This is a genomic window from Rhodococcus sp. BH4 (assembly GCF_002079265.1).
Lineage (GTDB): Bacteria > Actinomycetota > Actinomycetes > Mycobacteriales > Mycobacteriaceae > Rhodococcus_F > Rhodococcus_F qingshengii.
Window position 1 is genome coordinate 2632607 of sequence record NZ_CP014941.1, and the last position, 23898, is coordinate 2656504.

At 61.8% G+C, this 23898-nt stretch carries 25 protein-coding genes and 1 pseudogene; 12 read left to right on the forward strand and 14 right to left on the reverse strand.

Annotated elements, in window-relative coordinates:
- Positions 1-23 precede the first annotated feature (23 nt).
- Entirely contained in the window at positions 24-1022 is a 999-nt protein-coding gene (locus A0W34_RS12260) for an Lrp/AsnC family transcriptional regulator (RefSeq protein ID WP_228402203.1), read from the forward strand.
- A 36-nt stretch (positions 1023-1058) separates the two neighbouring features.
- Here A0W34_RS12260 and A0W34_RS12265 read toward each other — a convergent pair whose 3' ends face one another.
- From A0W34_RS12265 to ppk2, 4 genes are read right to left on the reverse strand one after another with little or no spacing between them, the layout of a single operon-like run.
- Positions 1059-2024, reverse strand: a complete 966-nt coding sequence (locus A0W34_RS12265; protein WP_081557738.1) for an endonuclease/exonuclease/phosphatase family protein — start codon at positions 2022-2024, stop codon at positions 1059-1061.
- 48 nt (positions 2025-2072) lie between these two features.
- Complete coding sequence (locus A0W34_RS12270) at positions 2073-3767, reverse strand: SulP family inorganic anion transporter (protein WP_050656482.1); 1695 nt, start codon at positions 3765-3767, stop codon at positions 2073-2075.
- 17 nt (positions 3768-3784) lie between these two features.
- Positions 3785-6526 (reverse strand): cation-translocating P-type ATPase, encoded by a 2742-nt coding sequence (locus A0W34_RS12275; protein ID WP_081557739.1) that lies wholly within the window; start codon positions 6524-6526, stop codon positions 3785-3787.
- A gap of 27 nt (positions 6527-6553) precedes the next feature.
- On the reverse strand, positions 6554-7384 hold the full coding sequence (gene ppk2, locus A0W34_RS12280; protein ID WP_228402274.1) for a polyphosphate kinase 2: 831 nt from the start codon (positions 7382-7384) through the stop codon (positions 6554-6556).
- A 191-nt stretch (positions 7385-7575) separates the two neighbouring features.
- Here ppk2 and A0W34_RS33430 point away from each other — a divergent pair, with 191 nt between their 5' ends.
- Together A0W34_RS33430 and A0W34_RS12290 are read left to right on the forward strand one after the other, a co-directional pair.
- The gene (locus A0W34_RS33430) at positions 7576-7827 is read left to right on the forward strand and encodes a three-helix bundle dimerization domain-containing protein (protein WP_007734945.1); all 252 of its coding nucleotides are present in this window, start codon (positions 7576-7578) and stop codon (positions 7825-7827) included.
- A gap of 133 nt (positions 7828-7960) precedes the next feature.
- Positions 7961-8338: an SHOCT domain-containing protein gene (locus tag A0W34_RS12290; RefSeq protein WP_003942794.1), complete on the forward strand. Its 378-nt coding sequence runs from the start codon at positions 7961-7963 to the stop codon at positions 8336-8338.
- Here the strand turns inward: A0W34_RS12290 and A0W34_RS12295 are convergent.
- Together A0W34_RS12295 and A0W34_RS12300 are read right to left on the reverse strand one after the other, a co-directional pair.
- On the reverse strand, positions 8316-9761 hold the full coding sequence (locus A0W34_RS12295; protein ID WP_081557740.1) for a hypothetical protein: 1446 nt from the start codon (positions 9759-9761) through the stop codon (positions 8316-8318). The two genes, A0W34_RS12290 and A0W34_RS12295, sit on opposite strands and share 23 nt — an antisense overlap.
- A 75-nt stretch (positions 9762-9836) precedes the next feature.
- Positions 9837-10235 carry a DUF7144 family membrane protein gene (locus A0W34_RS12300; protein ID WP_007734954.1) on the reverse strand — a complete coding sequence of 133 codons (399 nt, stop codon included), beginning with the start codon at positions 10233-10235 and terminating at the stop codon, positions 9837-9839.
- 162 nt (positions 10236-10397) lie between these two features.
- Here A0W34_RS12300 and A0W34_RS33435 point away from each other — a divergent pair, with 162 nt between their 5' ends.
- Together A0W34_RS33435 and A0W34_RS33440 are read left to right on the forward strand one after the other, a co-directional pair.
- Positions 10398-10640 carry a GNAT family N-acetyltransferase gene (locus tag A0W34_RS33435; RefSeq protein WP_232330025.1) on the forward strand — a complete coding sequence of 81 codons (243 nt, stop codon included), beginning with the start codon at positions 10398-10400 and terminating at the stop codon, positions 10638-10640.
- Positions 10641-10652: 12 nt separating this feature from the next.
- A pseudogene (locus A0W34_RS33440) lies at positions 10653-10991 on the forward strand (GNAT family N-acetyltransferase); the annotation flags it as partial.
- Positions 10992-11008: 17 nt separating this feature from the next.
- Here A0W34_RS33440 and A0W34_RS12310 read toward each other — a convergent pair.
- The 4 genes from A0W34_RS12310 to A0W34_RS12325 form a co-directional block, all read right to left on the reverse strand.
- Positions 11009-12085 carry an iron-siderophore ABC transporter substrate-binding protein gene (locus tag A0W34_RS12310; RefSeq protein ID WP_232330027.1) on the reverse strand — a complete coding sequence of 359 codons (1077 nt, stop codon included), beginning with the start codon at positions 12083-12085 and terminating at the stop codon, positions 11009-11011.
- A 142-nt stretch (positions 12086-12227) separates the two neighbouring features.
- Positions 12228-13064: a helix-turn-helix transcriptional regulator gene (locus A0W34_RS12315; RefSeq protein ID WP_030535637.1), complete on the reverse strand. Its 837-nt coding sequence runs from the start codon at positions 13062-13064 to the stop codon at positions 12228-12230.
- A 55-nt stretch (positions 13065-13119) separates the two neighbouring features.
- A complete protein-coding gene (locus tag A0W34_RS12320; RefSeq protein WP_003942819.1) occupies positions 13120-13446 on the reverse strand; it encodes a DMT family transporter in 327 nt (108 codons plus the stop codon).
- Positions 13443-13793 carry a DMT family transporter gene (locus tag A0W34_RS12325; RefSeq protein WP_064073692.1) on the reverse strand — a complete coding sequence of 117 codons (351 nt, stop codon included), beginning with the start codon at positions 13791-13793 and terminating at the stop codon, positions 13443-13445. The genes A0W34_RS12320 and A0W34_RS12325 overlap by 4 nt, the downstream gene beginning before the upstream one ends.
- 53 nt (positions 13794-13846) lie before the next feature.
- Here A0W34_RS12325 and A0W34_RS12330 point away from each other — a divergent pair, with 53 nt between their 5' ends.
- From A0W34_RS12330 to A0W34_RS12350, 5 genes are all read left to right on the forward strand, one after another.
- Positions 13847-14566: a transglutaminase domain-containing protein gene (locus tag A0W34_RS12330; RefSeq protein ID WP_007734968.1), complete on the forward strand. Its 720-nt coding sequence runs from the start codon at positions 13847-13849 to the stop codon at positions 14564-14566.
- Positions 14567-14595: 29 nt separating this feature from the next.
- Positions 14596-15453 (forward strand): type I methionyl aminopeptidase, encoded by an 858-nt coding sequence (gene map, locus A0W34_RS12335; protein ID WP_007734970.1) that lies wholly within the window; start codon positions 14596-14598, stop codon positions 15451-15453.
- 8 nt (positions 15454-15461) lie between these two features.
- A complete protein-coding gene (locus A0W34_RS12340; protein WP_064688757.1) occupies positions 15462-16973 on the forward strand; it encodes a cobyric acid synthase in 1512 nt (503 codons plus the stop codon).
- An 84-nt stretch (positions 16974-17057) separates the two neighbouring features.
- Complete coding sequence (locus tag A0W34_RS12345) at positions 17058-17627, forward strand: RNA polymerase sigma factor (RefSeq protein WP_081557742.1); 570 nt, start codon at positions 17058-17060, stop codon at positions 17625-17627.
- Between the two features lie 76 nt (positions 17628-17703).
- Positions 17704-18537: a GAF and ANTAR domain-containing protein gene (locus A0W34_RS12350; protein ID WP_054188597.1), complete on the forward strand. Its 834-nt coding sequence runs from the start codon at positions 17704-17706 to the stop codon at positions 18535-18537.
- Here A0W34_RS12350 and A0W34_RS12355 read toward each other — a convergent pair.
- On the reverse strand, positions 18534-18959 hold the full coding sequence (locus A0W34_RS12355) for a DUF6069 family protein (protein WP_054188580.1): 426 nt from the start codon (positions 18957-18959) through the stop codon (positions 18534-18536). The genes A0W34_RS12350 and A0W34_RS12355 overlap by 4 nt on opposite strands.
- 88 nt (positions 18960-19047) lie before the next feature.
- The gene (locus tag A0W34_RS12360; protein WP_232330028.1) at positions 19048-19917 is read right to left on the reverse strand and encodes a PhzF family phenazine biosynthesis protein; all 870 of its coding nucleotides are present in this window, start codon (positions 19915-19917) and stop codon (positions 19048-19050) included.
- A gap of 120 nt (positions 19918-20037) precedes the next feature.
- Here A0W34_RS12360 and A0W34_RS12365 point away from each other — a divergent pair, with 120 nt between their 5' ends.
- Both A0W34_RS12365 and A0W34_RS12370 read left to right on the forward strand, forming a co-directional pair.
- Positions 20038-20499, forward strand: coding sequence for a PPOX class F420-dependent oxidoreductase (locus tag A0W34_RS12365; protein ID WP_081558794.1), 462 nt, complete (start codon positions 20038-20040; stop codon positions 20497-20499).
- Positions 20500-20708: 209 nt separating this feature from the next.
- A complete protein-coding gene (locus A0W34_RS12370) occupies positions 20709-21254 on the forward strand; it encodes an alpha/beta fold hydrolase (protein WP_003942671.1) in 546 nt (181 codons plus the stop codon).
- 77 nt (positions 21255-21331) lie between these two features.
- Here A0W34_RS12370 and mtr read toward each other — a convergent pair whose 3' ends face one another.
- Positions 21332-22708 carry a mycothione reductase gene (gene mtr, locus A0W34_RS12375; RefSeq protein WP_042925811.1) on the reverse strand — a complete coding sequence of 459 codons (1377 nt, stop codon included), beginning with the start codon at positions 22706-22708 and terminating at the stop codon, positions 21332-21334.
- Positions 22705-23754 (reverse strand): alpha/beta hydrolase, encoded by a 1050-nt coding sequence (locus A0W34_RS12380; RefSeq protein ID WP_030535628.1) that lies wholly within the window; start codon positions 23752-23754, stop codon positions 22705-22707. Before A0W34_RS12380 ends, mtr begins: the two co-directional genes overlap by 4 nt.
- Positions 23755-23898: the final 144 nt, after the last annotated feature.

Sequence of the window (23898 nt, forward strand, 5' to 3'; positions counted from 1 at the left end):
TTCGGTGCAGCATTCTTTTGAAAGTGAGGTCCTCGGTGCAGGATCAGATGCTCAAGGACGACGATCTTCGGCTGTTGAACGCACTGCAGATCAGGCCGCGAGCGTCGTGGTCCGAGCTTTCACGCGCGATCGGTTCCGACCCGGTCACCCTGACCAGGCGTTGGGAGCGTCTGCACTCGCAAGGAATAGCGTGGATCGCTGCGTACCGTGGTGGACCCATCGTGTCGGCGACCGCACTTCTCGAGATCGAATGCGCACCGGCACAGACCATGAGCGTTGCCGAACAGATCGCGCACGATCCCGAAGTTCTCACAGTCGATCTCACAACCGGCAATCGGGATCTGCTCGTCACGCTCACCTGCACTGACCTCGATCAATTGTCCAGGTACGTGTTGGAGCGAACACAATCCCTGCCGATGATCACCGCGATGCGAACTCAGATCGTGTCCTCGGCGAACTCCGACGCGAGGAACTGGCGTCTACGTGCTCTCGATGCGGAAGAAATTGCCGCGCTCGAGTCGGCCCCGGCGGGAAAGATTCGTGGTGTACGCGCCGGCGAAGAGGAACAGTCGCAGCTGTTCGACATTCTTTCTCGCGAACCACGTGTCACCGTCTCGGCACTCGCTGCGGCCCTCGGAGTCACGCCGGCTCGCGCTGGGGCGCTCCTTTCTCACGAGCTGTCGACGGGGCGACTGGTCGTCCGCACGGAGATTGCTCGGCCCTACTCCGGCTGGCCGGTCTACGCCTGGTACTTCTTACGTCTCGACGGGCGAAAGGAGGCAATTGCTCAGCGTCTTTCGCACCTGCGTGAGGCGAGGCTTGTTGCTTCTACGATCGGCAGCTACGACATCGCATTGGCGGTGTGGCTGCGCTCGATCGACGACGTGCAGCGTCTGGAAGGTTATCTCGCCGAACAGTTTCCGGGCGTATCCGTGGTGGACCGGTCGATCGTCCTGCGTACGCCGCATCACCTGCATCGGACGATCGATGTGTCGGGTCGAAGCATGCCGAAGCACGGGTGATCCGCAACGCGTTCGCTCGGGTCGGGTGCTCTCCGACTAGTTGGGGATCGCCACGTCGACGATCAAGCCGAAGTGATCGGAACCTTCGATCTCGATCCGCTCGAGTGACTTCGCCTGACCGCCCCGCAGAAGTACATGGTCGATGCCGACGATCGCGGGAAATTTCTTGTCCGCCGGATAGGTGCGCACGATGCCTACTCCCAATTGGTCTGCGGCATCGGAGTAGCCGACATCGAGGAGGTCACGGAATTGCTTGTGCGTGAATGTGGTGTTGAAGTCGCCACTGACGATGACGGTTTCCTCGGCGGCAGCAGCGTCGAGCGCGTTTCGCAAAGTGCTCAGCTCGGCAGTCCACACGTCGGGCGGGGTCACGTACGCCGGTCCGGGGTGAACCGCCAGAAGGGTGAACGAAGTTGAGAAGCCCACTTCGGCAATAAGATTGGTCGGTCCGAATCCGTTCAATTCCCGAGTTTCCGTCAGCGGATAACGGCTGTAAATACCGGCGCCACCCCCGCCGGCCTCGTCCGGTACCAAGTAGTGATGCGGCAGCAGTTGCTCGAGTCCTTGATCTCTGAGAGAGCCTTCGAGTGATGTGGTCAGTTCCTGAACCGTCAGGACGTCGACTGCCTTCTCGCGCACCGTCGCAGTCAAACTGGCGGGATCTGCCTGCCCGAAGAGAAGGTTTGCTTGCATTACGCGCAGAGTCGGCCCGTCGATTTCGGAACTGTTTGCCACATACAGTGGACTGATCACCGACGCGCCCACCGCAATCAGTACCACCGAGATCGCCAGCAGGATCCAGCGGCGAAAGACCAGGCATATCAGGGACGCTGCGAGTGTGACCGCAAGCAGTATCGGGACGAAGGAGGCCACGGCGATCAACGGGTTGATCGGCTTGGTGGAGTACAACGCGATCAGCGCGACAACGCCGACGGCGATACCGCCCACGCCGGCGACCTGAGCGATACGGCGTGCCGGAACATTGTCCGTCGTGAATCCCATACCAAACGGTACCCAATGCAGCCACGGCTCCCGACTGCCTGGCGTTTGTCAGTCGTCGGTTCGGGTGCGGAATGCGTTCACGGCGGCTTCGACGGTCGGGTAGAAGTGCGTCGAATCGAATCGATCCCCGACTCCGAATCGGATGAGTCGATCCTTGATCGGACCTTTCATCTCTGCGAATGCCAACCGAATTCCTTTGCCTTCGAGGAATGTATCCAGATCGACGAGTTCGTCGACTGCCGTTGTATCGAGTCCGGTGATCGGTTCGGCGGCTATAACCACCCAGTCGACCGGATCTGGCGCCTTGGCGACGACGGAGCGAACGTACTCGTCGAAGATCTCGCCGTTCGCGAAAAACAGTGGCGCGTCAAACCTCACCAACACCAGGCCGGGGATGCGATGCCCATCTGGATGGCGTTCGATGTCGTGGAATCCGGCGGGTTCGCCCGTCTCGACGAGTTCGGTTCGATGTGGCTGCCATACCTGCGCGATGACCGCTGCGAAGGACAGTCCGATCGCTACAAGGATGCCTTGTAGCACACCGACCAGGGCGACGCCCAGAAACGCCGCGACGGCGAGGCCGAATTCCACGGTGCTCATGCGCCACATGCGGACCATGCCGCCCACGTCGATCAGTGCACACGCGGCGACGATGACGACGGCGGCCAGTGTTGCATCGGGCAGATATGCCGTGAGTCCGGGAGCGACGAGGACGAACACCAGGACCGCGAGCGCCCCGACGACGCCGGCCAATTGTGTGTGCGCCCCACTCTGTTCGGCTACCGGAGTTCGTGACCCGCTCGCCGAGATCGGAAACCCGCCGAACAGCCCGCCGGCCACGTTCGCGACACCGATCGCCTTCATTTCGGTACTGCCGTTCACGTCCTCGCCGTGGCGGGCGGCGAAGGTGCGCGAGAGAACGCCGGTGTCGGCGAAGGCAATCAATGCGATACCGGCGGCGGGCCCGATCAGATGGCCGACGTCCTGCCAGGTGACTCCACCGACGGAAGGGAGGGGGAGTCCTTCCGGCAGTGCGCCGACCATGCCGATGTCATCGGTGAGACCGGCGGCAGCGGACAAGACTATGGCCGCGACAACGGCCACCAGAACGCCGGGAACAACAGGTACCCAGAGCCGGAAGGCGACTATGACGACTAGCGAACCGACACCGATGGCGGCAGCGAGGGGGTCGACGTCGCCACCCACCAGGGCCTTTGAGATCCCGCCGATTTCACCGAGTAGACCGGACGCGTCGACGGAGAATCCGAGCAGCTTGGGAATCTGACCAACTACGACGACGAGTGCAATGGCATTGAGGTATCCGAGACGGATCGGTTTCGAGAGGAGTTCGGTCACGAAGCCGAGACGAAGGAATCCGCCGATCACGAGGATGAGTCCGACAAGAATGGCGAGAACACCGGCTAGTGCAAGCGCATTCTCCGAATCGCCGACCACTGCCAGCGGTATGACCGCGGCGGCAATCAGCGGCGCCAGTGACGAATCAGGTCCGAGTACAAGGATTTTCGAGGGCCCGACTACCGCGTACGCGAGCAAAGGCACGATGGTGGCGTACAGCCCGGCGTACGCAGGCAACCCGGCGGCCTCGGCGTAGCCCATGCCTGCCGGGATGAGCAGGGCAGTCAAGACGAGTCCGGCAGTGACGTCTGTTCGCAACCACTCGCGGCGATACCCACGGGCAGTCGCGACGCCCGGTAGCCGACCTAGACTCTCCGCCCACATCATCGTTTGATTGTCCTCCCTCAGTGGAGCGAACGGGCGCGCTCGGGGGCAACCGCGGTGGTCGCAGGGAGGGGCGCAGGTGCCTGTGCGAGGCGGCGGCGTCGAATTGCCTTGTCCAACTCGACGACAACCGGGATGATCAGCGACCAACCCAGGCAGGCGAGCCACTGGGCGCCGGTCAGTGAGGTTGTCATGAGGAGGTCCTGGAGGACGCCCGCCTCGACGGCGAATACGGTCACGACCGTGGGGATCGTCAAGATCTTGATGGCACCGAGAACCGGTGGAACCACGCCGGACTCGGGATCACGCCGCATGGTAAGCCCCGCGAGAATCGAACCGAGAGAGAGCACTACGAATGCTGTGGTCATGGGAACATTCGCCTCGGAAGTACTCATTTCACCGGGTGCGAGAAGCATCGCCGCGAGTGTCACGGCAAATTGCAGGACACCGTACGCGAGCCACTGAGCGACTGCGCTTCGATGTGCGATCGGCATCTTGGGATCGCGCGGAGGCTTGTTCATCAGATCCGGTGGCGGCGGGTCGAGCATGATCACGGCGACGGGGAACAGTGTGATGAAGAAGTGCTGGAACAGCACCATCAGTGGCGTCAGTGCCACACCCTCGTTGATGTTGAAGATGCTCGCAGCGAGGAAGAGGAGAACCAAGGAGAAGAGTTTCGACATCTGGTACCGGATGTATGAGACGATTTTCCCGTAGATGTTGCGGCCCAGAGTGATCGCGGTGATGAGGGTGCCGAAGTTGTCGTCGGTGAGCACCATCTTGCCCGCCTGTTTGGTCACCTCACTGCCCGAGCCCATGGCGACGCCGATGTCTGCCTTCTTCAACGCGGCGGCGTCGTTGACCGCGTCTCCGGTCATCGCGACGACGGCGCCACCGCTCTGCATGACATCGACCAAGCGAAGTTTGTCCTGCGGAGTGACGCGGCCGAACACGTGCAGGTTCGGCAACGCGGTCGACAGTTCTTCATCGGTCATCGCTTGCAACTCGCCTCCGCCCACCGAGCCCGGGCCGAGTCCGAGTTCGGCACCGATCGCTGCGGCGGTGATGGCATGGTCGCCGGTGATCATGCGGACCTCGATGCCGGCCCGGTGTGCGGTGCGCACCGAATCGACCGCCTCCGGACGCAGCGGGTCGATGATGCCTGCCATACCGACAAACGTCAGGTCCTCGACAAAGGACATGGGGTCGGCCACGACAGCGTCTTCCCGTCCGTCGAGGCGTCTGACCGCGAATGCCAGCACCCGAAGACCCTTTTCGGACATGGACTGATTTGCTGCCGTGAGTTCGTCTCGGACTTCCTCGATCGGGACCTGCCGACGGCCGGGGAGAAAGGCCGAAGAACACCGAGTGAGGACGACATCGGGTCCGCCTTTGACCAATCCGACGAACTGACTTACGCCGTCGACTTCGAGGTGGTGGTACGTGGCCATGAACTTGTACGCGGAATCGAACGGAACCGTCGCCACCCGCGGGTAGGTCCGTCTGGTGAGTGGGGCGTCGGCACCGATCTTTGCCGCGAGCACCACGAGCGCGGCCTCGGTCGGGTCGCCGACAACTTCCCCGGAATCGGAAACCGTTGCATCGCTGTCGAGACACAGTCCGTATGCGAGAAGGGTGAAGTCGGGTGGTGCCTCGCCGGCAACCTGCGTGATCCTTCCCGCTTTGGCGTAGCCTTCGCCGTCGACCGTGTACCAACGGCCGTGGACGTACAGCGATCGGACGGTCATCTGGTTCATGGTCAGCGTGCCGGTCTTGTCCGAGTTGATTGCACTGGTCGCGCCGAGTGTTTCGACGTCGGTCAGGTTCTTCACGACGGCCTTGGCGTCGGCCAGTTGACGGGCACCGTAGGCCAGCATCGCCTGGACGAATGTTGGCAGGCCGGTCGGAATCGCGGACACTCCCATTGCGATACCAAGGAGCAGAAGCGTAGTCAGGTCCTGCCCACGAAGGAGCCCGATGACGACGATGACGATCACTGCCGTCCACGCGATGATTCCGAGAAGTTTGGTGAGAGAGTCCAATTCACGTTGAAGTGGCGACTTGCCAGGGGCGACCGCCGACAACATCGACGCGATCTGGCCTATCTGCGTCTGCATCCCGGTCTCGGTGACCACCATGGTCGCCGTGCCGCGGGTGACCGAGGTGTTCTGGAAGACCAGATTGCTGCGGTCTCCGAGCGGAATATCCGCGTTGTTCAGCGTATTCGGGTCCTTCGGTATCGGCGCGCTTTCCCCGGTCAATGCGGCTTCCTGCGTCTCCAGGGTGGTGGTGGCGAGCAACCGTCCGTCGGCAGCGATGATGTCTCCTGCCTCGACTTGGACGATGTCACCCGGCACCAGTTCGGTAGCGTCGAGTTGAATCAGGTTCCCGTCACGAATGACCCGTGCTTGGGGCGTCTGCATCTTGGCGAGGGCGTCGACGCTGGCCCGTGCCTTCAACTCCTGTCGAGTTCCGAGGACGATGTTGAGCACGACGAGCACCGCCACCACGATTGCTGTCGGCACTTCACCGATGGCGATGCTGACCGCGGCCACGGCGACGAGCATCAAGTTCATCGGATCTTTCAGCTGCAACAGCGCGATCGACCACGTCGACGGCGGTGGCGTCGAGGTGATTTCGTTCGACCCGTAGCGTCGTCGCCGTTGGTCGGCCTCATCCGACTGCAGTCCGCGCTCCGGGTCCGACTGCAGTACGGACACGACTGATTCGCCACTCTGCGCATGCCACGGCGTGGGGCTCATGACCGCACATCCTTTCCTTGGCGATCGTCAATACCGGGTCGGAATCCAGTGCAGCGGTTGTTTGGGCGTCTGGTAGCCGTGAGCCTTCTGCCGTTTCGGCAGGGTGATGTCCGTGGATTGCACGGGCTCGTAGGGGATCTGACTCAGAATGTGGCTGATGATGTTGAGTCGTCCGCGTTTCTTGTCATTGTTGTTTGCGACATACCATGGCGCCCAGCCGGTGTCGGTGAAGCGAAACATCTCGTCGCGGGCACGCGAGTAGTCGTACCAATGACTGAACGACTTCAGATCGAGATTCGACAGCTTCCAGATCTTTCGAGGGTCGTCGATCCGGCTCTGCAGACGTAAGAGCTGCTGTTCTTCGCTGACCTCGAGCCAGTACTTGAGCAGAATGACTCCCGATTCGACGATCGCGCGTTCGACGGTCGGAATGAGCTGGAGAAATTGATGTGCTTGTTCTTCGGTGCAAAAGCCCATTACTCGTTCTACACCGGCACGGTTGTACCAACTTCGGTCGAAGATGACGATCTCACCGGCAGCCGGAAGATGCGGGACGTAGCGCTGGACGTACATCTGCGAATGCTCTCGCTCGGTCGGGGCGGGTAACGCAACGACCCGGAACACTCGCGGACTCACTCGCTCGGTGATGGCTTTGATGACACCGCCCTTCCCCGCGGTATCTCGACCTTCGAATACGATGCAGACCTTGGCTCCAGACGATTTGACCCACTCCTGCAAAGCCACGAGTTCGCCGTGCAACGGCTTGAGTTTGCGGCGGTACACCTTGTTCTTCATCGGCTTTTCTGCCACGGGCGGCGCGTCGTCGGTAAGGGTCGACGGGGTGTCGTCGTGAAGAATCCGAGCGTTCTTTCCCACTTCCACTCCCTGGCATCATGAGCGCAACGCGAGCGCGCGGGGAACCGTCCGCCCTTATGTGTATGCCCCATATTCGGTGAACCTATTCTCTTCGCAATCGAGACCCGAATCGTGTTGTTTTCGAACCCTTTCCGAGTCTTGACGTGCTCGGCTGGACGGACGACCATTAATGGATGACTGGCGACGAAGAGTTGCTCCACGTCGAGCGGGTGATCACTCGCCTGATTTCCCGCTATCCCGCCGTTCCTCCACCGGAGATCGAAAACAGAGTGCGAACAATTCACCAGCGTTTTGCGGGATGTCGGATCCGCGACTTCGTGCCTCTTCTGGTCGAAAAGGCGGCCAGACAAGAGATCTCGGATCGGAGAATCGTGATTCCGATAATGGATGAGCGGTCGGCGAGTCTGAACTCTCTCGAGCTGTAGCCGGAACGGGGATCGTCGGCGCATACTGAAATGACCTTGGACCAGGGAGTTCTGGCCGAATGCAGGAGCTCAGGCGCGGAACGTCAGCCTCCCGAACTCCTGATGTGTAAAACCGAGTACAGGGAGCGTTGACATGGAAGGCTTCTGGGAATTCTTCTGGTTCATCTTCGTCTGCTTTGCCTTTGTGGCGTACTTGAGCGTGTTGTTCTCGATCATCACCGACTTGTTCCGTGATCACGAGACTTCAGGCTGGGCCAAGGCGTTGTGGATGATATTCCTCTTCGTCATTCCATTCCTGTCCGCGATGATCTACGTGGTCGTCAAGAATGACGGAATGACGAGGCGGTCGATGGAAGCCGCTCAACAGCACATACACGCGCAGAGTGATTACATTCGAAAGGTCGCCGGGAAATCGCCGACTCAGCAGATCGCCGACGCCAGAGAGCTTCTCGACTCAGGCGCGATCAACGAAGAGGAATTCCAGGCCATCAAGGCAAAGGCGCTGGCGTAGTTTTCGTATCTTCTGCCCCGGGCCTGGCGTCGTCGGTTCCGCCGTCGTCAGGCGCGGCGTCCTGCGCGGCGGCGCGTGCGGGACGAACCAATACTTCCAGTGCGACGAGAGCAACGAGCGCAATGACGACGATCCAACCAACGACCAATCCGGTGGGGTAGCGCCAGAAGAGCAGCAACAGTGCGGCGATGCCGATGATGGCACAGCGCAGTGGGATACGAAGCTGATTGGCCCACCGCTCCACCTGATTCGGCGTTCGGCCGCTTGCAGAATGCCGGACGAAGTCCAACGCCTGCCCGTAGCCTCGACGAACGGCGATCGCCGACGACGACCCACCGATCAGGTAGGCGCCGAGCCCCACCACCACACCGAGGAGCGCAACCGCGCGAAGGCTCGTCCGAAGCGGAACCAGAACTGTGTCGATGACAGCGGTGGCGGCGTCTGGCGAGAGGATATCGGTAGGGACACTGTCGAGGTAGATTGCACGTCCGATCAGAATTCCGATCGCAAGAACAAGCATTCCCAACGCAATCGACAGACCGACCAGGGACAGCGTACGAAGCCTGCGACCGGTTGGCGCAACGGCGACAGCGGCTGCTGCGCAAGCGATTCCCAACCACGGCAGCACCGCCGAGACCTTGTCGAGTGCCGAGACGGCTCGCTGCGCCTTCACCAGCTCGGGGGACTGGAAGAGAACAAACTCCTTGTCCACGGACGGGATTTTGTCTGCGAAAGCGAAGCCGCGGTCGGTCAGCGCCGTTTTCACCCGGTCGATGATCGTGCTCAGTGAAATGCTGACCGTTCCGCTCTGGTCGACCTCGACCGAGTCGGGTCCGTAGTTTCCGGTCATGACGGCGACGAGGGAGTTGTGCGCCGCTCGGTTCGCCTGAATCCAAAGGTCTTCGAACTGCTGCGTCCGAACGAGCGAGGCCACTGTGTCGTGGACGAAACTCTTCGCCTGGCCGGCGATCACCGGTGCCAAACCCACCAACGCCTGGTCCACGCGAGGGGCGTTGGCTTCGAGATTCGACACGTCCGTCAATGCTGTGAGTGCCTCGGTGGTGAGCCCTTCGACGTCGACGCGATCGAAGATCTCGTCCGTGACTTGATTCGTGATCTCCGCTTGCACGGCTGGATTCTCACCCAGTGGCGCTACCGTGCTGACGTAGCGGTCCGTGTCGAGGATCTGACTACGTACGAAGCGGGTGGTTACCGACAAGACTGCGAGCAGTGCGACCAGCACCAGCAGGATTGTCACCGCCGTCCACCGCAGCCCATGTCGAGGTGGTCGGGAGACTTTCTCGACGGTCGTTTCGCGGGCGCTGGGAGTCTGCTCGCGAAGTGTTGCTACCTCTTCGCGCAACCGGGCTAGTTCGGCACGTTCGTCCTCCTGGAGTGGTCCGTCGCTCGTGCCGTTTGCCATGATGGTCCTCCCGGGACGGAAACTACTGGCGCACAGTTGAAATGCTGAACTGCGAAGATGATTCGGCGGGTGACCTCAGATGACCTCGGGATTCCAGGTCGCGACGGCCCAGATGACGAATACGTCGAGCGCGATGATGATGATCGACCACCACGGCGAGTGGGGTAGCCACAGGAAATTCGCGAGGATCGACAGAGAACAGATGACTATCGCGCCTACCCGTGCCCACGTCGCGCCGGTGAAGAGCATGATTCCGACAGCGGTGACGAGCACACCGAGTACGAGGTGGATCCATCCCCACGAAGTGAGGTCGAATTGGTACGTGTATTCCGGGCCGACGACTGTCACGTCGTCCTCCGATATCGCCGAGATGCCTTGGAGGATTTCGAGCACGCCGACTGTGATGAGGAGAACGGCTCCGCCCAGCGCGCTTCCTTTTGCCACACCCTGCTTTACCAGTGAATCCTCGGACATGACCGCCCCTAGATTTCAAGCGCGAAATAGCCTGGCATATTTCCCTGTCCCGACCTTTTACGGTGGTGAAGTAGCCCGTCGGAGGGCAAATCAAACATTGAGCGCTGCACAACATTGCGATATTCATTCGCCTACGAATTCGAAAGAACCTACCGTGACGGCATGGATATGGCGGACGTAGGTGTGGCGATGAGGCCTGCACCGGGTGTGATCCGGACGGACCGGCTGGTGCTCCGTACCTACCGCCCAGGCGATCACCGGGATCTTCTCACCTTCTACGGGCGCAGCGACGTATGCCGGTATTTGCTCAACGAACCCTGGAGTCTCGCGGAGGCTCGAGAGGCCGTGCAGACCAGAATGTCTCGCCGCGACCTGGCATCGGGCGCGGTGGCACTTGTTGTCTAGTACGGGGGCCGGGTTGTCGGAAGCGTGAGTGCTTGGCGAGTCGAAGAATCTGATTGCACAGCCGAAGTCGAGCACACCGCCGAACTCGGGTGGGCATTTTCGCCCGAGTTCGGCGGCCGAGGATTCGCGACGGAAGCAGTGACCGCTCTGATCGACCTCGCGTTCGCGACACCCCGATTGCGCCGCGTGGTCGCGCGAATGGATTCGAGAAACGAATCCTCGGCGCGACTCGCGCAGCGGATCGGTATGAGGCGAGAGGGACATTTTCGGCAGAACGCGTGGATCAAGAACGAGTGGACCGACACCGTGGTTTTCGCGACACTTCGCGGTGAGTGGCCTTCAGTTGCTTGATCAGACCGAGCGGGCTGCTATTTTGCGACCAGTTCGGTCAACTGTGGCACGAGTTCGTCGGTCGCCCACGGAACACTCAGAAGGCTGACGTACATTGTCGCCGCAGTCAGGCGATTGTCGGTGATCCACAGGTCCTTGCCGTTGGCGATGACCGGCCACCGCGAGAACAGAGTGTTGGCCAATGTGCTGTCGACTTCCGACTGATCGCTTGCCCAACCGAGATACACGTCGGTGTCGATCGTGTCGAGCTTTTCCATACTGATGCCGAAAAGGAACGAGTCGCCGGCAAAGTTCTTGGCGCCGTTCACCACGTCGGGAGCGACTGTGAGCCCGAGGTTTTCGACAAACTGGACGCGCGGATCGTCCGGACCGTAGATGGCGGTTTCGGTTTCTCCTTCACGGATGTAGGAACCGAAGGCGAAAGTGACTCCGTTGAATTCGGGATGACTCGCCTTCGATTCCTGGACCGATTCCTCAACCGACTTGATCAGCGCCGCGGTCTGAGCGGGACGCCCGAGTGCCTTGCCGACATCGGTGGCGAGGTTTTGCCACGAGCTGGGCTGATACGGCTTGGTGTCGTACGGGAGGGTCGGGGCGATCGAGCTCAGGCGCTGGTAATCCTGCTCGGAGAAGCCCGAGTACGGGGCAAGAATCAGATCAGGCGCGGCATTGAGAATCTGCTCGAACAGTAGCTCGCCGCTGTCGGAGTAGTACGGCGCAGGCGTGGGCAGCGTCTGGCCCGACTTTTCGAGTTCGGCGCGGGTCCACGGCAGGAACCCGTCGGCGTCGCCGGCCCAAGAGTCCTTCTGCATCGCGATCGGAGTGACACCCAGGGCGATGACCGTGTCTGCCGCTGCGGAATCGAGGGTGAGGATCCGTGTCGGCTCCTTGTCGATGGTGGTCCCGCCGAAAGCGTGCTTGATCGTCACGGGATAGGCGCCGTCCTCGACGGTGGATGCCGATGAATTGTTTTCCTGGGCGTCCGATGACGACTGTGTGCAGGCGGTCAGAGGCAGTGCCGCCGCCAGCATGAGCGCAACAACGATTCGTCGCCTCCGCTGGGGACGAATTCTCTGACGGGCAGATCTGAACACGCGAAACTCCTCGGGATTGATCAGGGAAGTGCTTGCACGACTCAGCGCAGTACGCACGTGAGAGCAGGCTTACCTAAGTGAATGTAGGGCGCGTGCGTGTAGCGAAGGGGCCAGCCGATGTCGACAACAGGTCAGGCTCGAGTCAGTTGACAGCGGCGAGCGCATTGCCGGGGGTGTAGCCGACCGTCTTGCGAAAAGCGGCGATGAAGGAACTCGACGTCCCGTAACCGACACGGCGGCTGACGGCGTTCACACTCATTCCGGTCCCGAGCATGCCGAGGGCCGTGCTCATACGAACCAGAGTGCGCCACTGCGCAAAGCTCAAGGCGAGTTCCGCGGCAAAAATCCGGGTGACCGTACGTCGGCTGAGATTGAGAACGTGAGCCCACTGATCGAGTGATCGATCGTCGGCGGGATCCGACAGCACTTTGTCGACGAGCATCCGTAGCCGCGGATCTCGGGGGATCGGTACGTCGAAGTGAGGTGCCGATGCCGGGGTGAGGAGATCGACACAAACCTGCTGTGCCCGAAGGCGTTGTTCTGCAGGCATTCCGGTGTGGGCGAGGTGTATCAGAAGTGCCCGGGCTGCCTCACTCAGTGTCACGATGCACGGTTCGTTCCAGGCGGGAGTCCACAGCTCGGGGGTGAAGAGCGTGGCGCGGAATGCGACGTGGGGATTTGCCTGACCTTCGTGGAGGACCCCGCGGGGGATCCACAGGCCGACGCCGGGCGTGACGGTCCAGAGTTGATTGTCGATGATCATGTTGACGACACCGCGGTCGGACCAGATCAGTTCGTGCTCGACGTGAGCGTGCTCTGGCCACCGGGTGATGTGGTCGGTCTCGACGATGTACGTCGTGAGTTGGAACGGCGCCGGGACGGCGCGCGCCATCGGAGTGTGGCGGTCGGATTCCCGTAAGTGGGAATCGTCGTCCAGCTGTGGACCGTCGGCGATTTCACGAAGGGCAGGGATCAGCACCGTGGACTACCTCCAGAGCAAAGTTAGGTAAACCTTACACTGATGTGTGTAGCGATCAGTGACTCGCACCGAGTTCGATGAGAAGCACGCCTGCCGCGATGAGGCCGATCCCGACCATCATGAGCCTGGTCAGCGGTTCGCGAAAGAGAATGCGGGATGCGATTGCCGTCAACGCCACTCCACATGCGGTCCAGATTCCGTAGGCGACGCCGATGGTGAGGCCCGCGTCGAGCGCGAGGGTCAGGAAGGCGAAAGCGGCGAGATACCCCACGGTGACAACCGCGAGCCATCGTTTGTCGCTGCCGTCCTGCGACGCCATCCGTAGTGACAACGTCGCGGTGACCTCGGAAATAATTGCAGCGATCAGAAATACGAAGGTCATGCTGGGTCCGCCGGCCCGCTGTCGGCGGCAGCCTGAGAGCCGAGTTCGACGCACAGCACTCCGCCGATGACCAGTGCAATCCCGATGCCCATGGTGGCCGTCAGAGGATCTCCGAAAAGGAAAGTTGCGAATACTGCGGTCAGGACAACTCCGGTTGCGCCCCAGATTCCGTATGCAACACCGAGTCCCATGCCCTCCCGCAGGACGAACGACAAGGCGGTGAATGCTGCGAGATATCCGCCGACGACCACGATGTACCAAGCCGGGTGATCGAGGGCGGCGCGCAACGACAGCGTCGCAGACACCTCGGTGAGGATCGCGGTGATCAACAACAGCCATTTCTTCACGGTTGGGATTCTGTCAGGCTCCACCGATTCCGGTCGCGCACTACGGTTGAGACATGACGTGCGTACTGCTCGGTGGAATCCGCAAAGGTGACATCCGCCACGACGCGTCGGGTGGCGATGTGGCCGCAACTCCGATCCTCGACTGGGGCCACGACGACGTGGCCCGCCTCTACGAGGACATTGCAGAAGGTGCGATCCAGTCGGCGCAGGAGTTCCTGGTGTCGGCGCATCGCAGCGTCGCTGCAAATATTCGGCCGGTGTACGGCCTCGACGACCGGCAACCCGTCTCGGTGACATTGAGTCGAGAGCGCGGATCCTGCAGTCAGAGACTGGCTATCGTCGAAGCGTTGGCTCGCCGCCGAGGTATCGCCACCCGAGTTCGCGGTCTCGTACTTCGTGGGGAGTTCTGGTACCCAAGATTTCGGCGTCTACATGCGGTGATTCCGAAGTCAGTGCTGCTGGCGTGGCCGGAATTTCTGGTCGACGGACGCTGGCAGGACATCTCCGAGATCGTTTCACCTGCGGTGGTCTCAGCGCTCGAACCGTTCACGAACACCGGCGAGGAGACACTGTTCGACGCGATCGGACGCGCTCCGATCAGTTGGGGCAAGTCTGTTTCGTGTGATTGCTTGGACTTCTCCGAATTCGTCGACCGCGATCTGGGCACCTTCGAATCTCGCGACGTGCTCTTCGAGGAATTCGGACAGACGATGTCGACCCCCGTCAGAATTCTCGTCGACCCGGTTTTCCGGAACTGGAGTGCATCCGGCTGACGCGCGACGCGAGGTCTAGGCTGTTCTGCATGTCTGTGCGTACCCCATTGGTCCCTGGAACCGTCTCTCCCGTCCTCGCTGTGCCCTCGAAGATCGAGCGGCCCGAGTACGCGTGGAAGCCGACCGCCAAAGAGGGCAACGAGCCCTGGGTTCAGACGCCGGAAACGATCGAGGCGATGCGCATCGCCAGCAAGATCGCTGCAGGCGCGCTGCAGGAAGCCGGCAAGGCTGTCGCTCCCGGTGTCACGACCGACGAACTCGACCGCATCGCACACGAGTTCATGCTCGACCACGGTGCATACCCGTCGACGTTGGGCTACAAGAGCTTTCCCAAGTCGTGCTGTACGTCTCTCAACGAGGTGATCTGCCACGGAATCCCCGACTCGACTGTGATCCAGGACGGCGACATCGTCAATATCGACGTCACCGCGTACATCAACGGGGTACACGGCGACACCAATGCGACATTCCTCGCCGGTGACGTGTCCGAAGAGAACCGCTTGCTCGTCGAGCGCACACACGAGGCAACGATGCGGGCCATCAAAGCCGTCAAGCCCGGCCGCGCGCTCAACGTGATCGGACGTGTCATCGAGTCCTACGCCCATCGGTTCGGGTACGGCGTCGTCCGGGACTTCACCGGACACGGAATCGGCGAGACCTTCCACAACGGCCTCGTGATCCTGCACTACGACGAGCCCGCGGTCGAGACGATCATCGAACCGGGCATGGTCTTCACGATCGAACCGATGATCAACCTCGGTGGTATCGACTACGAGATCTGGGAGGACGGTTGGACCGTCGTCACCAAGGACCGTAAGTGGACGGCGCAGTTCGAGCACACCTTGGTGGTCACCGAGACCGGTGCAGAGATTCTCACCCTGCCTTGAGTTCGGAGATGCGCGGCGCTCTGCTGGTAGCCGGCACTACTTCCGACGCAGGCAAGAGCGTTCTTGTGGCCGGATTGTGTCGCATGTTGGCGCGTCGAGGCGTCCGAGTGGCGCCGTTCAAGGCGCAGAACATGTCGAACAACTCCGTGGTCACGCTGGACGGCGGAGAGATCGGCCGTGCGCAGGCACTTCAGGCGCGTGCATGCGGTCTGGAGCCGAGTGTTCGATTCAATCCGGTGCTGCTCAAGCCTGGAAGTGACCGCACGTCGCAATTGGTTGTTCGGGGCAAGGCGATGACCACAGTGGGTGCTCGCGACTACATGCAGCATCGGCAGTGGCTTCGCGCCGTCGTGGCCGAAGATCTCGAATCGCTTCGATCCGAGTTCGACGTCGTGATCTGTGAAGGCGCCGGTTCACCGGCCGAAATCAACTTGCGCGCAACGGATCTTGCCAACATGGGATTGGCTGAGGCTGCGCGGATTCCGGTCGTCGTCGTCGGTGACATCGATCGCGGCGGCGTCCTGGCCCATCTGTTCGGGACCGTTGCTGTGCTCTCGCCCAGCGACCAGGCATTGATCGCGGGATTTGTGATCAACAAATTCCGCGGTGACGTTGCACTGTTGGAACCCGGACTGGAACAACTGCGCAGCCTCACCGGTCGACCCACTCTCGGAGTGATCCCGTTTGCCGACGATCTTTGGCTCGACGCCGAGGATTCGCTTGGCGTCACCGGCAATGCCCCGGTAGGGCGCCCGGGCCCACCCGTCGGTTCGGCCTGGCTCACCGTTGCTGCGGTTCGGCTCCCGCGCATCTCCAACTCCACGGACGTCGAGGCACTGGCATGTGAACCGGGCGTGGCAGTTTCGTGGGTGACCGATCCGTCGCGAATTCGCGACGCGGACCTCGTGGTGATCCCCGGTAGTAAGTCCACCGTGAGTGACCTCGAGTGGTTGCGAAGTACCGGCCTGGCCGACGAGATCGTCGCGCGAGCAGGTCGCGGGCAAGCAGTCCTGGGAATCTGCGGCGGTTACCAGATGCTGGGTAATTCCATCGTCGACGACGTCGAATCAGGATCAGGGACCACCGCGGGACTGGGTCTGCTGGACCTCGATGTCGAGTTCGCTCCGGACAAGGTGCTGGCGCAGATGACCGGTACGGCAGACGGTATCTCGGTGTCCGGGTACGAGATTCATCACGGACGCGTCGTGCGCAACGGGGACCTCCCATTGCTGGCGGACTCGAGCGGTATGCCGGAAGGCAGTGTGCGAGGGCCTGTTCGAGGGACACACTGGCACGGTCTCCTGGAAAGTGACGACTTTCGGCGCAGCCTGCTGCGTGAGCTCGCGGTTCCCGGTTTTGTTGCTGCACCCGACACCGCGGTTGCCGCGGTGCGAGAACAACAACTCGACCTTCTCGCTGATCTCGTCGAGCAGCACCTCGATCAGGATCTACTCGAGAAACTGATCAACGGTGGGGCGCCTATCGGGCTTCCCGTCATTGCCTCCGCACTCGAAGCCTGAGAGCGCTCCCGCGGGCGTCGACGTGGACGCGGTAGAATAGCCAGGCCTCACTCCCGCGACGGCTCCCTAGTAGGAGTGTGCGCGGTGACAGATCAATTCGACGGCTTGCTGACCGACTTCAGTGACGAGGTGCTGGTCGACTCGGCAATGCTCGGCGATCACGCGGCCTTCGACGTCATCGTCCGCCGATACGGCCCGCACTTGTATCGATTTGCCCGTCGACTGCTCGCGAGCGAGAGTGACGTCGACGACATCGTCCAGGAAACCTGCGTCGCTGCGTGGCGCCAACTTCCGGGGTTTCAGCGGCGCTCGAGCGCCAAGACCTGGTTGTTCGCGATCTGTTCTCGCAAGATCTCGGATTTCTATCGAAAAGTCGGCTCCTGCGCCGCCGATCTGGACGAACTCCGGGAAGAAGCTGATCCCCGTTTGCGTGATCCGAGCGAAGAAGTCTGCGGCACAGCATTTCTCGACGCCCTGGAATCCGAACTCGATCGCCTGCCACTGCGTCAGCGTGCTGCCTGGGTCTTGCGAGAAGTGGAGGGCATGACGTATCCGCAGATCGCTGTTGTCCTGGAACTGAGTCCGGACGCGGTTCGTGGCCAGCACACTCGGGCGAGGCGGAATCTCGGTGTCGCACTCGATCGATGGCGATGACGACTCGGCGGTTTGCCGGGGTCTGTCACCGAACTCACTCTCCTTGGTGCCCGTGAAACTGGAAGAATGCTTCGTCGTGGATACCGCTTTCGACCCCAGAGGCTTCGACCCGAGAACCGAGGATTCGGTGCCGTCGGTACTGCCGGACGATGCGACGGCAACTGGTGCTGACGTCGCCGTCGAGGCTGCGGAAACTCGGCTGACGGCACGTGCGGTCAGAGAGTTGCTGGCAGCGCTCGGGGGAAGTATCGGCGACGAGGACGAACTCGTGGTTCTGCTCCAGCGCGCCGTCGAAATCGCGAACGACGCCATCGACGGCGCCGACAGCATCGGCGTCACCATCGATCTTGCCGGGCAGACCTACACCGCCGTTCATACCGATTCGCGGACCCTGCGCGTCGACATCGAGCAATACGACGCCGGCGACGGACCATGTCTGCACGCGGCTCGAACCGGTGAAACCGTAGTCGTCGATGCCGAGACCAGCGCAGAACGCTGGCCGCGGTTCGCGGCTGCCGCGAAGGACGAAGGGATCAAGTCCTTTCTCGCGGCGCCGCTCTTCACGCCGGATCAGCGACTCGGTTCGTTCAACCTGTACGGACGTGCCCCAGCGGCCTTCGACAGCGTCGATGCGGAAGTCATGGAGATTCTCACGACAACAGTCTCACGCGCGATCGGAGACTTCTCCCGTTTCAAATCTGCCAAGGCGGTAGCTGACGCCTTGCAACGCGCGCTCGAGACTCGGGCGCCGATCGAACAGGCCAAAGGCATGCTGATGGCCATCCATCGGATCGATGCCGACACCGCATTTCACATGCTGCGCAGGCAGTCTCAGACCACGAACACCAAGTTGCGTGACGTGGCAGCCGAGATCGTCGAGACGTATTCCGCGCCGCCCACCGCGGTCTAGTTCGACGGAGACCGACGTACGGCCTCGAGCGCGACGACCACGCTCGCGGCGACAACCACGTGCATCAGCGCGAGCGTGACCGTGCTGGCGGCGTCGAAGTCCGCGGCAATGGTCAAAGCGATGGTGCCGAGCGCCACGACTGCACCCACGATCTGGGCGATGCGGATGATCGGCTCCCACTTCAGTGAGATCAACATTGCGAGCGACAAACCGACCAGCAGTGGCACCACCGTCAATGTGATGACCCCACCAGGCGCGACGCTCGCCGGCTTTCCCTGATCTGTCATCTCGAAGGATCCGCCCAATGCGAGGCCGATCAACCACAGGATCAGATTGACGACAAGAGCAATTACCGTGGCGCCGAGTACGGCACGTGGCTTGGTGAGGTGGAGGTTGTGTGCGGTTGACGTGATTGCAGACATGGTGTTCTCCCGGCTCGATGCGATGGTCTTGTGACGTCGCTCTGGTGAATAGACCCGCCGGCGGGGAGAAACTCATCGCTGAGGTTGACTATTGCCCGTCGACGACGGGCACTGCGGTGCCGGTGACCGAGATACCGCCGTCGACTGGGATGTCGACTTCGAGCACACTGGGACGCCCGACGTGTCGGCCCTGGTGGATGGTGATCCGCCGCGGAGTGGCCGCGGGTTCGAGTTTGCGCAGGTAACCGCCGGTCGATGCCGCTGCGGACCCGGTTGCGGGATCCTCGACGATGTTTCCCACCGGAAACAGATTTCGGGCTTCGAAGGTGTTGTCGTCGAGGGGATGCAGGATCGTCACCGTGCCGGCCCACCCCTGCGCGTCCATCAGAATTCGCATTGCGGATGGATCGAAGGTGAACTCGTCGAATGTCGACTGATCACGAAGTACGACGATCGGGTGAGTGTTGCCGGCGTACGAAAGCATTGCGGGATACCGCGCGTCGAGCGCAGACGAATCGACGCCGATGAGCCCGAGCAGCGCTGTCAGCACGGCGTGATCGATCGGCGAGACCGACGGTTCGACGCTGGTGAAGGTCGCGGTGGACCTTCCGTCCTCGTCGGTCGCCGTGTCGATGGATACCGGTCCGATCGGTGTTTCGAATGTGAAGGTTCCCTCACCGTCTCGCTCGGTGAGAGCGATGGCCGTCGCAATAGTGGCATGACCGCAGAACGGTACTTCGGCGATAGGGGAGAAGTACCGGATCCGGCTGTGGCGCGGGTTGCCTCCGAGTACCGGTTCGATGAGGAACGCCGTCTCGGCATACCCGACTTCGGCTGCAACAGATTGTAATTCGGAGTCGTCGAGTCCACGCGCGTCGAGCACTACGCCGGCCGGATTACCGCCGGCCGGATCCGAACTGAACGCAGTCAGCCGGAGGATGTCGTGAGAAGTTGCCATGTCGACCATCTTTGTCCGCTGTCGTCCATCGGGGGAAGAGACATCGCGCGATTGCGGTCCGCGATCTTCGAACTGGACTGCCTCCGGAACAACCGGCCGCACGGCGTCGTTGGTGCAGACATGAGCAATGACACAGACACCGACGACGCGTTGTTCGCACTCGTGGCCGAGGGAAAACAAGGTGTGTTGGCAACCGTCAAGCGTGACGGCCGCCCACAGTTGTCCAACATCATTTACCGCTGGGACGTCGAGTCGAAGACGGCTTCCGTGTCCGTCACAGCTGATCGCGCCAAGAGTAAAAATGCGATCCGCGATCCGCGGGTTTCCCTTCACGTCAGCGCGCCCGACTTCTGGAGCTACGCCGTGATCGAAGGACTTGCCGAGGTGACACCCGCAGCGGCCGATCCTCACGACGAAGTGTCTGACGCACTGGTCGAGCTGTACCGGGACATCAGCGGCCAGGAGCATCCCGATTGGGAGGAGTACCGCGAAGCGATGGTGGCAGAGCGTCGGCAGATCCTCACGGTGCGCGCGGATCACGTCTACGGAATGACGAGGCTCCCCAAGCCGTCCGGTACCTAGACCCGCGCCCCACTGGAGTTCGGCCCACCCCCACTTTCGAGCGAACGGTACGTCCGTCGCCTCAGATGCGCCGAAAGCCACTTTCGCTCCGAGTGGAGGCGGTACAGAGCGAACAATTCGGGCTCGTAGCGGCGCGTGAATGTATGAGTGGTCATACTTCTGTCGACTCCAGGGTCCTCCACTGTGTGGATCGCGTACCGTTTCCAGACATGGAATTGACTCGAGTAGCGGTGGGCAGTGGTTCGTGCACCGTTCGGATCGACGGGCCGGTCAGCAAGCATGCGGTACTCCTGCTTCCCGGCAAGGGCGACCCCGTCGACTTGTACGACGATGTGTGTGAGCGACTGCACCATTCGGATCTGCGGACCGTCGCGGTGGAATCGATCGAGAATCTCGACGAGACCTCGGCAGTGGTACTTCTGGACGAGTTGAACATCGCCTGGGTGAACCTGGTCGGTCACCGGGAGGGCGCCGATCTCGCGTGGCTGTTGGCTGCACGTCAGTTCGGCCGCTTCGCGAGTTTGATCGCCGTGGACCGTGGACATCCGTCGGCCAGCGATATTGCCGGCGTACCGCCGGTCGAGGTTCCGACCACCGTAGTCGTGGGCAGTGGAGGTCGGGCCATCGCCGACGCCAGCGGTCGTTTCGTGTACTCCGACTTCCGCGTGACGGAACTTCCGGGTGTCGACGACGTCGTCAAGTCGGCACCGGCCGAACTCGCAACCGAGATCGTGCTGCGTACCAGCCCCTGGTGAAACTCTGACCGACGAAAAGGCGGGCACTCCCATTGCGAGGAGTGCCCGCTTTTTCGGCGTCATAAGGGCTGCGGGGCTCAGATGTCGAGGCCGAGCAGCGCGTTCTCGACCACTTCGGCCAGGGCCGGGTGGATCCAGTACTGGCCGCGCGCCATGTCCTGAGCTGACAAACCGAAGCTCATCGCCTGAATGAGCGGCTGGATGACGGTCGGAGCCTGAGTGCCCATGACGTGGGCACCGAGGATGCGTCCGGTGCCGCGCTCGGCGATCACCTTGCAGATGCCCTCCTGATCCTCCATCGCCCAGCCGTACGCGACGTCGCCGTAAGCCTGCACCTTGACGGTGATGTCGAGTCCGGCGTCGCGAGCCTGCTTCTCCGTCATTCCGACGTCGGCGATCTGCGGGTCGGTGAACACGGCTGCCGGTACGAAGCGGTGATCGGTGCTGCGAAGCCCGGACGTGTCCTTCCACGCGTCCTGGAGCAGGTTGTGCTGAACAACGCGCGCTTCATGGTTGGCGACGTGCTTGAGCTGGTACGGCGAAGAGACGTCACCGAGTGCGAATACGCCCTCGGCGGTGGTGCGTTGGTATTCGTCGACCACGATCGAGCCCTTGTCGTCGAGTTCGACGCCGGCCTTGTCGAGACCGAGTAGGTCACCGTTCGGCTGACGACCCACCGCGACGAGGAGAACGTCACCGGAAACGACTGTGCCATTTGCCAGTTCGACGGCGATGTTGTCGCCATCGCCGCGTACCGACGTGAGGGGGGAGCCTAGATGGACGTCCCACTTCTGTTCGGCCAACTCGGTGAAGCGCTCGGAGATCTCGTCGTCGAGGTGCCGCAGCAGTCGCTGGCTGCGACCGATGATCGACACGCGAGAACCCAACGCGGAGAACACGTGTGCGAACTCGGTGGCGATGAATCCGGAGCCGACGATCACGAGGTGCTCGGGAAGTTCGGGCAGTCGCATGATGTCTTCGTTGGTGTAGTACTTCACACCGCTCGACGCGATCTCGTCCGGGATGATCGGACGCGAACCGGCTGCGATGACCACCTGGTCAGCGGTGATCGTCTCGCCGGTTCCGGTGTCGATCGTCTTGTCGCCGGTGAACGTGGCGTGGCCGCGGTAGACGGTGGTGTTGGGACTGTCTTCGCTGCGGTACCGCTCACCACCTGCAGAAATGGGATCGATGCGGCCGAAGACACGCTTGACGATGTCGGACCAACGAACGCCGTCGAGCGTGGCGTCGACGCCATACTTCTCGGCAGTGGTGACGGTGCGTGCCACCTCGGCGGCGTAGACGAACATCTTGGTCGGGATACACCCGACATTGAGGCACGTTCCGCCGAAGGTGCCCTCTTCGAGGATTGCGATCTTCTTGCCGTCGAACCGCTCGTCTGGCAGCGAGTTTCCGGATCCGCTGCCGATGATTGCAAGGTCGTAGTGCGTCACTGCGCGATCTCCTGTGTGTTGCTTGCTGTGCTTGCCGAATTTTCTGCGGCCGGCGTGAGGTGGCCGTCGAGCCACTCCAACCACAGGTCGAGTTCGGAAAAGGCTGTGGCCAAGGGCTTCTCGGTCGAAAGGAACACGTCGTGACGGGCGCCGTCGATCGGGACTATGGTGGTGCGATCGCCGAGGCAACCGGCCCAACGTGCGATCTGCTTGACGTCGAGCACGGAATCGGCGAGGTCGACGCTCGGGTTGTACGCCTTCGCGAACTGTGACTTCTTCGAGCGCAGAATCAGCGCGGGCACTCCGATGTCGAGGCCGCGGTGAAGTTTTGCGTGACCCGCTCGGACGGCCCGCATCCAGCCGAAGGTAACGGGGCAGCCGGCCAGTGGCTTCCAGTCGAGGTTGTAATCCCAGACGCCGTTGGCCGAAACATGAAGACTGGAACCGTAAGTCGGTAGCCCAGTTCCCGGGATCACCGTCTTCGCCGATACCCGTCCGAGCGCATCGATCGCCGTAGTACCGACGTTGCGCACCACTGAGGGACCCTGAAGGTCGAACCAGGGGCTGTTGAGTACCAGCCCGCAGATTCCGGCGCCGTCGCTGCCACCGGGCTTGCGCTGCAAACGGTTCAGCCAGAGCGGAACGATCAGACCGCCGGTGGAGTGCGCCATGAGCAGCACCTCGCTGCCCTCGGTCTCGCTGCGGACGATGCGCAGCGCTTCGTTCAGTTCGGCGTCGTAGAGCGCAAGGTCGGAGACGTAATGAGCTGTGTGCCCCGGTTTGAGGGAGCGGCCGCACTTACGCAGGTCGAGTGCGAAGAAGGCGTAACCCTGCTCGGCAAAGTGCTCGGCGAGGTGCTTCTGGAAGAAGTAATCGGTGAAGCCGTGCACGTACAAAACGGCACGGTGTGTCTTCACCGCCTCCTTCTGCGGTTGGTAGCGGACCAGTGTTGCGTCCACCTCGCCTTCGCCGTCCGGATCCGTTCCGAGCGGGATCGTCAGCTGCTGATATCCGTCACCGAGGACGTCTGGAACCCAAGTAGTCACAAATCACAATCTAATCGTCGTTTCGAGTGCGCGTTGTAGAGCACAATTGGGGGTGGTGAACCGCGCGTGTACGCACGGGTAACCTATTCGGCGTAACACAGCAGGCGGATGCGCGCACGGCTAATGACAAGGAAGTCGATTCTC

Bases quoted from the DNA above. Each gene is read 5' to 3' on its own strand.
- A0W34_RS12265 (WP_081557738.1), bottom strand. From the start codon at position 2,024: ATGGGATTCACGACGGACAATGTTCCGGCACGCCGTATCGCTCAGGTC.
- A0W34_RS12270 (WP_050656482.1), bottom strand. From the start codon at position 3,767: ATGATGTGGGCGGAGAGTCTAGGTCGGCTACCGGGCGTCGCGACTGCC.
- A0W34_RS12275 (WP_081557739.1), bottom strand. From the start codon at position 6,526: ATGAGCCCCACGCCGTGGCATGCGCAGAGTGGCGAATCAGTCGTGTCC.
- A0W34_RS33430 (WP_007734945.1), top strand. From the start codon at position 7,576: ATGACTGGCGACGAAGAGTTGCTCCACGTCGAGCGGGTGATCACTCGC.
- A0W34_RS12290 (WP_003942794.1), top strand. From the start codon at position 7,961: ATGGAAGGCTTCTGGGAATTCTTCTGGTTCATCTTCGTCTGCTTTGCC.
- A0W34_RS12295 (WP_081557740.1), bottom strand. From the start codon at position 9,761: ATGGCAAACGGCACGAGCGACGGACCACTCCAGGAGGACGAACGTGCC.
- A0W34_RS12300 (WP_007734954.1), bottom strand. From the start codon at position 10,235: ATGTCCGAGGATTCACTGGTAAAGCAGGGTGTGGCAAAAGGAAGCGCG.
- A0W34_RS33435 (WP_232330025.1), top strand. From the start codon at position 10,398: ATGGATATGGCGGACGTAGGTGTGGCGATGAGGCCTGCACCGGGTGTG.
- A0W34_RS12320 (WP_003942819.1), bottom strand. From the start codon at position 13,446: ATGACCTTCGTATTTCTGATCGCTGCAATTATTTCCGAGGTCACCGCG.
- A0W34_RS12330 (WP_007734968.1), top strand. From the start codon at position 13,847: ATGACGTGCGTACTGCTCGGTGGAATCCGCAAAGGTGACATCCGCCAC.
- map (WP_007734970.1), top strand. From the start codon at position 14,596: ATGTCTGTGCGTACCCCATTGGTCCCTGGAACCGTCTCTCCCGTCCTC.
- A0W34_RS12340 (WP_064688757.1), top strand. From the start codon at position 15,462: ATGCGCGGCGCTCTGCTGGTAGCCGGCACTACTTCCGACGCAGGCAAG.
- A0W34_RS12355 (WP_054188580.1), bottom strand. From the start codon at position 18,959: ATGTCTGCAATCACGTCAACCGCACACAACCTCCACCTCACCAAGCCA.
- A0W34_RS12360 (WP_232330028.1), bottom strand. From the start codon at position 19,917: ATGGCAACTTCTCACGACATCCTCCGGCTGACTGCGTTCAGTTCGGAT.
- A0W34_RS12365 (WP_081558794.1), top strand. From the start codon at position 20,038: ATGAGCAATGACACAGACACCGACGACGCGTTGTTCGCACTCGTGGCC.
- A0W34_RS12370 (WP_003942671.1), top strand. From the start codon at position 20,709: ATGGAATTGACTCGAGTAGCGGTGGGCAGTGGTTCGTGCACCGTTCGG.